We start from the raw sequence: 9814 nt of genomic DNA on the forward strand, positions 1-9814 counted from the left end.
CGACGGACTTTGGCGGGGCGGGCTGCTGAGCACGGCCGGCATGGAACCAGCCAATGAGGAGGAGACAAAAAAGAGGGAATGCGAATGGGGGGCGCATGCGGTGTGAGCAAACGGTGTGTTACTCGCAGGTAACCAGCCGCCGGGGCGAAGCTTAGCTTCGACGCTTACATGCTCTGGAACTGCGGATGCGTGCGGATGGCCTGCTCGAAGGCGGGCTGCTGGTCGGCGGGGAGGTCGATGGGGAATTTGGCGCTGGAGCGGCCCCATTTGGCCAGCCATTCGGCGCCGAGCAGTTCGTAGCCGCCGGGGGAGAGAGTGCGTGCGGCCTCGGGAGTGAGGGCGATGGTGGTGTCCACTTTATCGATGGTGCTGCAGCCGCGCGCGACGTGGAAGCCGGCGGCGAGGAGCGCGGCGCGGATGGGCGTGGAGCAGGTGTAGGTGAAGAGTTCGACGGCGCGGCCCGCGCAGGCGGCGAAGACCTCGCGGAAGGCGCCGAGCGTCCATTGGTCGGCGGCGGTCTTGCTCGAGAACATGTCGAAGAAGATGAGGTCGGGCGGCGCGGGCGACTTCACCATGGAGGCGAGGAAGTCGCCTTGCACGAGCGTCCAGCGCAGGCCGGGGTCGCGCGATTGCCAGCGGCCGACGGTGAGGAGGCCGCCGATGGCGCTGTGGCGGAGGTAGGTGAACTCGCGGTTGTGCTGGAAGGCGAGATGCAGCGGGTCGAGATCGTTTTCGAAGCTGACGAGGTGCATGGGGCGCGTGGGGCCGGCGGCGGTCTGCGCTTCATGGCAGAGGATCGCGGCCATGGCGTTGGCGGCGGCGCCGAGGCCGACATCCCAGATGACGAGCGGCTCGGTAGTCGCTCCGTTCATGTTCTCATTGGCGGAGAGGCGCAGGCGGGCGGCGAGGTCGGACTGCTCGATGTAAAGGCGATGCGCCTCGACCATCGGCGGGGTGCGCGAGTGCATGATCTCGCCGGAGGAAATCTGGCGGATGCTGGCGAACCCTTCCGGCGCGCGGTGCACTTCGTAGTTCCCGCGGTGAAAGGCCATCTTGCGTTTCGGCTTCTGGACGTGGATGGGATTTTCCGCGTCGGACTTGTGCAGGATTTCGCGCCGCTCGCGGTAGAGCTCGAGGAAGCGGTCTTCGAAAATGCTCTGCCGGATATCGCGCATGAGCTGGTGGTAGAAGTAGAGATTGTGCTGCCCGAGGAGCTGCCAGCCGAGGTGCTCGCCGGTCTTGGTGAGGTGATGCAGGTAGGCGCGCGAGTAGCGGGCGCAAGTGGGGCAATTGCAGAGCGGGTCGAGATTGGCCTCGGAGTATTTGTAAACGCCGCGCCGCAGTTGCAGGAAGCCGCGCGAGGTGAAGGCGCCGCCGCGCTGGGCGACTTGCGTGGGGATGATGCAGTCGAACATGTCGACGCCGCGATGCACGGCCTCGAGGATATCCAGCGGGGTGCCCACGCCCATGAGATAGCGCGGGCGATCCTGCGGGAGAAGTTGGGCGGTGAGCTCGCAGGTGTCCTGCCGTTCGCTGCGGCTCTCGCCGACCGCGAGGCCGCCAATGGCGAAACCATCGAACGGCATTTCCGTGAGGCCAGCCGCGCTTTCGCGGCGCAATTCCGGATAGAGCGCGCCTTGCACGATGGCAAAGAGGGCCTGCGTGGATTCGCCGCGCGCGGCCAGGCTGCGGGCGGCCCAGCGATGCGTGATGCCGAGCGCGGCGCGGGCGGTGGCTTCATCCGCGGTCGAAGGGATGCACTGATCCAGCGCCATCATGATATCGCTCCCAATGGCGACCTGCGTCTCGATGCTGAGCTCGGGGCTGAGCAGGATCGTGCGCCCATCGAGATAGCTCTGGAACGCCGCTCCTTCCTCCGACATCGCCCGCGAGTGCGGCAGCGAGAAGATTTGGAAGCCACCGGAGTCGGTGAGCACGGAGTTTTTCCAGCTCATGAAGCCATGGATGCCGCCGGTGCGGCGGAACACTTCCGGCCCGGGCCGCAGCAGCAGGTGATAGGTGTTCGCGAGCAGGATCTGCGAGCCCGCGTCCTCGAGCGCCTGCGTGAGCTGTCCCTTCACCGTGGCCTGCGTGCCCACCGGCATGAAGAGCGGCGTGCGCACTTGATTGTGCGCCGTATGAAACGTCGCCGCCCGGGCGTGGGAGCCGGTGGCCTGCGCCTCGACGTGGAAATTCAGGCGCCCGTGAGTCATGGATTCCCGCCCATCGCCTTGATAATCTCAAGCAGTGGCGCTGTCAGCCCATGATAGAGGACAACGAACTGCAGGACCGTGAGCAGGCCCAGGCCGCCGATGAGGTAGAAGGAGCGCACGACTTGAGAATTGAAGAGGGATCCGATGGCCAGGGTCGGCACGAGAATGCTAACGCCGAGAAATAGCAGCCGACCTCGAAGAATCAGGACGGTAAGCCAAGGCAAGGCGCGGCCCCCGAGCATGTCTCGAAAAATCTGCTCGAAGCCTTCGATGGTCAGGGTGACGCGGAGACTGAAATAGGAGAGGCCGAGAACAATGGAGACCAGCGCGAAGCGGATCGCACGAGCGAGCTGCAGTATATCGATCGTGTTCGGCGGTAGGGTCGGTTCGGTTCCGTTCATAGAAGGCGAGCCCTGCCATGTATCGCGCGACCAGCACGAAGGCGAGATGTTCGACGCCTCAACTTATTCCGCCGCGTGCGCGGGGTCGCTGATCCGCAGGGCGGCCCGGCCCTTGCCGCTGTCTTCGGTGACGCCGAGTTTGATCCGGCTGCCGGGGCGGTCCCACGTGTCGGTCACTGTCCAGCCGCCGGCGTGCAGGGCCTTCGCATCGGGATAAGCGATGGTTTTCGTGGGCGGGCCGAATTGTTCGACGGCCGCCGTGCGCAGCTTTTGCCAATCATCGTGAATGAAGCCGTCGAGGTTGTCGGTGGCCTCCGCGGGACTCTCGAAGACGATGGCGGCGAGTTTGTCTTTCATCTCGAAATCGAGATTGTATTTGGTCTCGCCCAGCACCCATTGGAAGTGCGTGCCCAGGGGGACGCGCGTGCTGGGAGAGACACGCGAGGTGATGAGCTTCGAATGGGTAAGCTTGCTCACGATCGTCTCCTCGGTGTCGCCAAACACGAGGCGCTCGAAGACCCAACGCGCCTTGTCGTGATCCCACTCCCGCTCCTCCGGGGTCATCTTGGCGAGGCGCGCGGCCTCCTCGGCTTTCGCCTTTTCGCTCACGGCCAGGTCCTCCGCACGCAACGCCGCATCGGCGGCATCCGCGGCCCGCATCGGCCAGTCCGGTTTGCTAAAATAGGCCGGCTCGGATTTCCGCTTCTCGGCGATGATGGCGAGGAAGCGCACGTTCAAAGGCGAGCCGGCTTGGGTCAGCGCGGGATGCTTTTGCACCGCCGCCTTCTGCCATGTCTCGACCGTCTGCGCGGCGAGCGGCAGCGCCATGGCGAGCAGGAGGACTGCGCTCGTCTTCAATAATCGGGCAAGGGTGGGCATCGCTTTTACGGCTTCACCCCGATACAAATCAGATTCTTCACTCCTCGGACGAAGATCTTGTTTTGCGCGAAGGCGGGGCTGGCGAAGACTTCCTCCCCAAGCGAGGAGTGGCCGAGTTCCTTGAACTCGCGCGCGGCTTCGACGACGGCCATGGTGCCCTTTTTGGTAAAGACATAGACTTGGTGACCGGCGAGGCTGGGCGAGGCGTTGCACTCGTCGCCGAAATCGTGCTGCCACTGCTTCTTGCCGTCCTTCGCGTCGTAGCAGGTGAGCACACCGCTGGAATCGAGGAGGAAGATCAGTTCGCCGTTGCTGACCGCGCTGGTGACGTCGGGGATGCCATCTTCCACGCCCCAGCCGAGGTGCGTTTTGGTGACGTCGCCGTGGCCGTCGGGGCGGATGACCTGGAGCTTGTTGGAAGGATTGATGACGAACAGCGTGCCGCCCGCGAAGATCGGCGACGGGGTGACGAGGCCATCGAGACAATCGGCGCGCCAGAGTTCTGCGCCATCCTTTGCCGCGTAGGCGATGACCAACGGCACGCCAGCGGTGATGACCTGTGCCTGACCGGCGGCGTCAATGACGATGGGCGTGGCCCAAGAGGCGCCGACGGGGCGCGCTTGTTGCCAGACGACCGCGCCGGTCGCGCCGTCGAACGCGTAAATCTTGCTCAGCTTGTCGTCCGGATCGCCTTGGTCGAGTTGCACGATGACGCGGTCCTGCCACGTGAGCAGCGAGGCGGCGTGACCGTAGGGGTTCTTCGGGATGGCGAGGTATTTCGACCAGACGAGGGCGCCGTCGAAAGTGAACGCGGCCAGGTCGCCATTCGCGAACATGGCGTAGACGCGGCGTCCGTCGGTGGCCACGGTCGCGGCGGCCATGCCGCACTGCTCGGGGACGGACGGAGGCTCATCGGGGCTGCCCGCGGTTTTGGGCACGGGCTTCTCCCAGAGCAGTTTTCCGGATGCCACGTCGAAACACAGCACCTCGCGTTTGGCCTCGTCGCCACCAGAGAGAAACACGCGGTCGCCCCAGATCACCGGAGAGCTGAAACCGGGGGCGGGCACGGGAACTGACCACGCGATGTTCGCGCCAGTCTTGATGTCGCAGGTCAGCGGCGTGTCACCTTGCGCAGCGACCCCGCCGCCATCCGGGCCGCGGAAGCGAGGCCAGTTGGCCTGATATTCCTGGGCGGAAGGCAGGTCGGCAGCCAGCGTGGCGAGGCTACCCAGAAAGGACAAGCACAGGAGGAATTTGCGGGCGCCGAGGGTCGTCATGGGAGGGTGAAACCAGTTGGGGAAAGAGAGTTGCAAACCATTTCGCCAAAGGCGGGTTAATGAAGGTGCAACGACTCGCGACCCCAGACTATGACGAAATCATCTCCTTTATTAGCGACGGCGGCAATTTTTCTGGCTGTAACCTCGGCTCCCGCCGCCGACTGGCCCGCCTGGGGCGGCTGCGACCTGGGACGCAACATGGTTTCGATGGAGACCGGTCTGCCCGACACCTTCAAGCCTGGGGAGAAATCCACCACGGGCGACGGTATCCTGCCCGGCACGACTGAGAATGTGCGCTGGGTCGCGAAGCTGGGCACCTTCATCTGTGGCAACCCGACGGTGGCCGATGGTCGCGTCTTCATCGGCACCGACGACGCCACCTTGCAAGGCGACACCCGCCTGAAGCGATCCAAGGGCGGCATGGTGTGGTGTCTCGATGAAAAAACCGGTCAGATGCTCTGGAAGCTGCCGGTGCCGGTGCGGCCCAAGGAACGGTTGCCGGTGGACGCGCATTACGGCCAGCAGAATCTGGGGGTGTGCTCGTCGCCGACCATCGTGGGCAATCGGGCTTATGTGGTGACCAGCGCGGCGGAGATCCTGTGCCTGGACGTGAAGGGCCAGGCCGACGGCAACGACGGGCCGTTCCAAGACGAAGGGCAATACATCGCCGGGTCCAAGAATCCGCCCGTGGCGCTGGAGAAGACCGACGGCGATATCATCTGGAAATACGATCTCGTGGACGACCTCGGCATTTGCCCACACGACGTAGCCGCGTGTTCCGTGCTGGTGGACGGCGACATCCTTTACTGCACCTCGGCCAACGGGGTGAACCATGAGCACACGTTTTGCCTGCACCCGGATGCGCCGAGTTTCATCGCGCTCGATGCCAGGACCGGGAAGCTGATCGCCACCGATACCGAGGATCTCGGGCATCGCATGTGGCATTGCCTGTGGTCGCCGCCGACCATCGGCGTCGTGAACGGCAAGAAGCTCGTATTCTTTGGCGGCGGTGACGGCGTCTGCTACGCGTTCGAGGCGCTGCAGAGCGTGCCGTCGGCGCCGGTCACCTTCAAGAAGGTGTGGTCCTACGATTGCGATCCGGCGGAATTCCGCCACCCCGAGGGCGAGGACGAGTTCAACTATTACATCGGCGACAAGCGGAAGAAATACACGACGAACAAGGACGACGGCCTGTTCCTCGGGCCGAGCGAGATCATCGCGTCGCCGGTGTTTCACGATGGCCGCGTCTACTGCACCATTGGCCAGGACCCCATGCACGGACGCGGGAAGGGTTTGCTGCACTGCATCGACGCGAGCAAGACGGGCGATGTGACGCAGAGCGGTTGCATCTGGACTTACGATGGCATCGAGCGCGCGATATCCAGTGTGGCCATCAAAGACGGTCTGCTTTACGCCACCGACCTCGCGGGCCACGTCCATTGCCTCGATGAAAAGACGGGCAAGCCCTACTGGGTCTACGACACCCATGCCGATACCTGGAGCACGCCCTTGGTGGCCGACGGCAAGGTCTACATCAACACGAAGAAGAAGCTCGTCGTCCTCTCTGCGGGCAAAGAGATGAAGGTGCTCTCCGAGATCACGCTGGGCTCGGCGGCCTATGAAACGCCCGTCGCGGCCAACGGCACACTGTTCATCTGCTCGCAAAGTTACATCTGGGCCGTGCAACAGGGCGCCAAGGAAACGCCGCCCCACGTCGCGGCGGCGAAGTAGCCCGGACTCAGGCGGAAAGTTCGGTTCCGCGGATGATCGGCGGCCGATCTCCCATTGCGGAGCGGCAGTTGGCATAGGCAGTGCTAGGGGGTGGCGGGACAACTCACCGCACGATCTCGACCTATGCTTTTCGATACGTACCACCACTTCACACCGCAGGATTTCATCTTTCGCATCGCCCAGACGCACGAAGCGCTGGACGGATATTGGGCTCTGCGCCGGGCGATTTTTTGCGAGGAGCAGCGGATCTTTCAGGGCACGGATCGCGATGAATTTGATGAACACGCGATGCCGATCGTCTGCGAGACATTGATTGCGGGAATGGAGGATTCGGTCGTCGGCGTGGTGCGGATCGATGAGCGCAAACCAGGCGTGTGGTACGGCTCGCGGCTGGGTGTGGCGGCCGATTTTCGCAGCGTGAAAAAGATCAGTCCGGGGGTGGCCATGCGGAATCATCAGCCGATCTATCGCGGGCTCGGTGCGCTGGGCGCGGGCTTGATTTACAAGGCGGTCTCCACCGCCCATGCGCTCGGGTGCACGGAGTTCCTGGCCACGGTGCAGCATCAGAATGCGAAGTTCTTCCAGCGCCTGCACTGGGAGCCGCTCGCGGAGATGGAACTCTTCGGCTTGCGCCACGTCAAGATGCGCGCGGACCTCAACTATTATCGGCCCGCCGAGAGCGTGTTCTAAAGTCGCGGATGAGCGACGACGCAGCGACCCTCGCCCGGCTGATCGAGTTTCTCGCGCAGCATCCCGCCGTGGCGGACAAAGCAACGATCCATCACGCCTACGCCCCGGCGCAAGCGCTGGCCGGCGAGGTGCGCGTGGGAGACGATTGCGCGGCCATTGCGGATGGCAACGGCTGGCTGCTCTTCGCCGCAGAAGGCATGCTGGAATCCTTTGTGGCAGCGGATCCGTGGTTCGCGGGCTATTCAGCGGTGATGGTGAATTTGAGTGATGTCGCGGCCATGGGCGGCTGGCCCCTGGCCATTGTCGACGTGTTGTGGACGCCCGGTCTCGAGCGCTCGGCGGCAATCTGGGAAGGCATGAGCGCTGCGTCGCAGGCGTATGGCGTACCGATCGTCGGCGGGCACACGACGATTGTCCGGAACGACGCTTCTTTCCTCGCCGCCGCAGTGCTCGGCAAGGCGCGGAAACTGATCACCAGCTTCGATGCGCAACCGGGCGACGACCTGCTCGTCGCGGTCGATCTGCGTGGAAGCTGGCGCGGCGACAAACCGTTCTGGAACGCCAGCGTGGGCGCGCCGCCGGAACGCTTGCGCGGCGATCTGCAATTGCTCCCGGCGCTCGCGGAGAGCGGCTGGTGTCGCGCAGGAAAGGACATCAGCAATGGCGGCATCGCCGGCACGCTGGCCATGCTGCTGGAATGCTCGCACGTCGGCGCGGAACTCCGGCTGGATCAGCTTCCGCGGCCGATGGACGCGGATTTCACGCGCTGGTTGATCGCGTTCCCGAGCTTCGGATATTTGCTCAGCGTCGCGCCCGAAAATACGCCGTACGTCATCGCCCATTTCGCCGCCCGCGACATCACTTGCGCGCGGGTTGGCCGCGTCACCGCTTCGCCTTCGCTGGTGCTCGGCTACGGGGCGGCGCGGGCAGATTTTTCGGCGGCAACGTAGCGCCTTCGTACCACGTCCCCTTGATGAGCACCTCTTTCGGATGCTCGCCCGTGCCGGTGCTGTTGCCGTAGAGCCGCTCGACCACCAGATCGAGCGCCGCCGCACCGACGAAATCGAGATTTCCGTCGATGCCCGCCGCATCGCCTTTCTCGTCGGAAGTGCGGTAGAGATACGCGACGCCGATGTCGTCCGGCACGCGCACGCCGCGCTTCGCGAGGAAGGTGCGCACGGGCATTTTGTAGACGAGCAGGGAGTCGGGCGCATTGCGATAGAGCCAGTCGCTGAACTCGGTCGCCGTCACGTTCTCCGGCGGGATGAAGGGTTCGCAGCGATCGCGCTTCGGCAGCTTGCGCTGCCAGTCGAGGAACGCGCCGGACCAGAGATTGTTCGACACCCGATTGTTCAGTTCGGGCACGATCAGCGCGGGACGCCGGTAGCCGAGGCGGTGCATGTGATCGAGCGCGAGGCGCACATTGTAGAAACCGTGGAAGTTTGCGCGGTCCGCATTCACGTCGGGGAAATAGGCGCTCAACCCGCCGACACAAAAGCCTTCGCAATCGAAGGCCACACCCGCGGCCTCGTCGCGGGAAAAGCCGAGCAGCACGCCGCGAATCGCCCGTGCGCGCAGCGTCGCGGAGAGCCGTGTCACATCGCCGCGATAATCGGCGAGCGCGAAGACCTCGATGCGGAAGCCGAGCGCTCGTGCACGCCGCTGAATCCCCTCGTATTCCCAGCGGCACACGTCCTTCTTCCGCCAATCTTCGCGGCCTCCGTAATTCGTGATCAGCGCGATCACATCGACCGCGCCTGCACCGCCGCGGCGACGCCGATTCGCCATCAGCGCACTGACCAACGGATTTGGCGCGTAACCCAATTTATCCGCCACCGTGCGGACGCGACTGCGCAAGTCGCCGCTGATGCGCGGGTCATCGCGCAAGGCCCGAGAAATCGTCGAGGAAGCCACGCCCAACTGCTGGGCGATTTCCGCCATTCGCACTGTCTGTATTTGTTTCATCGGAGCAAATAGATGCACCGCGAAGCCGCATGAAATGGGCGTTCGCGGGCGATGCCTCTCTGTTGCGCAACGATATGCGCAATAAACCGTTCGCGGCAAGGGCCAAGGTGCCGGAATGGGTTCGCGCCATGCTAAGCAGAAGCAGCATCACGCGGAGCCCACGCTTCGCTCACCACCAACCAACAAAGCAAAATCCGTTATGCCAAAAGTCGAAAAAGAAATGAACAAGCCGGGCGATTTCCTCGTGGATTATGAGGAGAAAGTATTTCCCGATGTGAAAGCCGATCCGGGCGAAAAAGCGCTGGTCACTTTTCACACCGTGGCCTTCGAAGGCTCCATCGGGATCGTGAACACGCTGGTCGCCACGCGCTTGTTGCGCAAAGGGTACGAGACTTCCATCCTGTTGTATGGCCCGGGTGTCACCCTCGGCTTCCAGCGCGGCTTCCCCACGCTCGGCGACGAAGCGTTTCCCGGCCATCTCTTCGTGAACCAGCGTATCGCGAAGTTCATCGACGAAGGCGGCAAGGTCTACGCCTGCCGCTTTTCCACGCAGGCGCTCTACGGCCAGACCGAGAAAGCGTTCATGCCCGGCATCATCCCGATCAATCCGCTCGACGTGCTCGATTGCATCCTCATGCACAAGAAGGCGGGCGCGACG

9 protein-coding genes are annotated in these 9814 nt (G+C 63.8%); 4 read left to right on the forward strand and 5 right to left on the reverse strand.

What is annotated here, in order from left to right:
• Positions 1-164: 164 nt before the first annotated feature.
• The 4 genes from tgt to ABJF10_RS10940 form a co-directional block, all read right to left on the reverse strand.
• The gene (gene tgt, locus ABJF10_RS10925; RefSeq protein WP_348544598.1) at positions 165-2213 is read right to left on the reverse strand and encodes a tRNA guanosine(34) transglycosylase Tgt; all 2049 of its coding nucleotides are present in this window, start codon (positions 2211-2213) and stop codon (positions 165-167) included.
• Positions 2210-2614, reverse strand: coding sequence for a hypothetical protein (locus tag ABJF10_RS10930; RefSeq protein WP_348544599.1), 405 nt, complete (start codon positions 2612-2614; stop codon positions 2210-2212). The genes tgt and ABJF10_RS10930 overlap by 4 nt, the downstream gene beginning before the upstream one ends.
• 63 nt (positions 2615-2677) lie before the next feature.
• Positions 2678-3493: a hypothetical protein gene (locus ABJF10_RS10935; protein ID WP_348544600.1), complete on the reverse strand. Its 816-nt coding sequence runs from the start codon at positions 3491-3493 to the stop codon at positions 2678-2680.
• Between the two features lie 5 nt (positions 3494-3498).
• Positions 3499-4770, reverse strand: coding sequence for a PQQ-binding-like beta-propeller repeat protein (locus ABJF10_RS10940; RefSeq protein WP_348544601.1), 1272 nt, complete (start codon positions 4768-4770; stop codon positions 3499-3501).
• A gap of 90 nt (positions 4771-4860) precedes the next feature.
• Here ABJF10_RS10940 and ABJF10_RS10945 point away from each other — a divergent pair, with 90 nt between their 5' ends.
• From ABJF10_RS10945 to ABJF10_RS10955, 3 genes are all read left to right on the forward strand, one after another.
• Positions 4861-6501 (forward strand): PQQ-binding-like beta-propeller repeat protein, encoded by a 1641-nt coding sequence (locus ABJF10_RS10945; protein WP_348544602.1) that lies wholly within the window; start codon positions 4861-4863, stop codon positions 6499-6501.
• A gap of 123 nt (positions 6502-6624) precedes the next feature.
• On the forward strand, positions 6625-7191 hold the full coding sequence (locus ABJF10_RS10950) for an MSMEG_0567/Sll0786 family nitrogen starvation N-acetyltransferase (protein ID WP_348544603.1): 567 nt from the start codon (positions 6625-6627) through the stop codon (positions 7189-7191).
• Positions 7192-7199: 8 nt separating this feature from the next.
• Positions 7200-8141 carry a sll0787 family AIR synthase-like protein gene (locus ABJF10_RS10955; protein ID WP_348544604.1) on the forward strand — a complete coding sequence of 314 codons (942 nt, stop codon included), beginning with the start codon at positions 7200-7202 and terminating at the stop codon, positions 8139-8141.
• On the opposite strand, the gene ABJF10_RS10960 is transcribed toward ABJF10_RS10955, so the two are convergent.
• On the reverse strand, positions 8074-9156 hold the full coding sequence (locus ABJF10_RS10960; RefSeq protein ID WP_348544605.1) for a LacI family DNA-binding transcriptional regulator: 1083 nt from the start codon (positions 9154-9156) through the stop codon (positions 8074-8076). The two genes, ABJF10_RS10955 and ABJF10_RS10960, sit on opposite strands and share 68 nt — an antisense overlap.
• Before the next feature lie 199 nt (positions 9157-9355).
• On the opposite strand from ABJF10_RS10960, the gene ABJF10_RS10965 reads away from it, so the two are divergent.
• A partial coding sequence (locus ABJF10_RS10965; protein ID WP_348544606.1) for an MSMEG_0572/Sll0783 family nitrogen starvation response protein occupies positions 9356-9814 on the forward strand: 459 nt, incomplete at its 3' end.

This window comes from Chthoniobacter sp. (assembly GCF_040003245.1).
Taxonomy (GTDB): domain Bacteria; phylum Verrucomicrobiota; class Verrucomicrobiia; order Chthoniobacterales; family Chthoniobacteraceae; genus Chthoniobacter.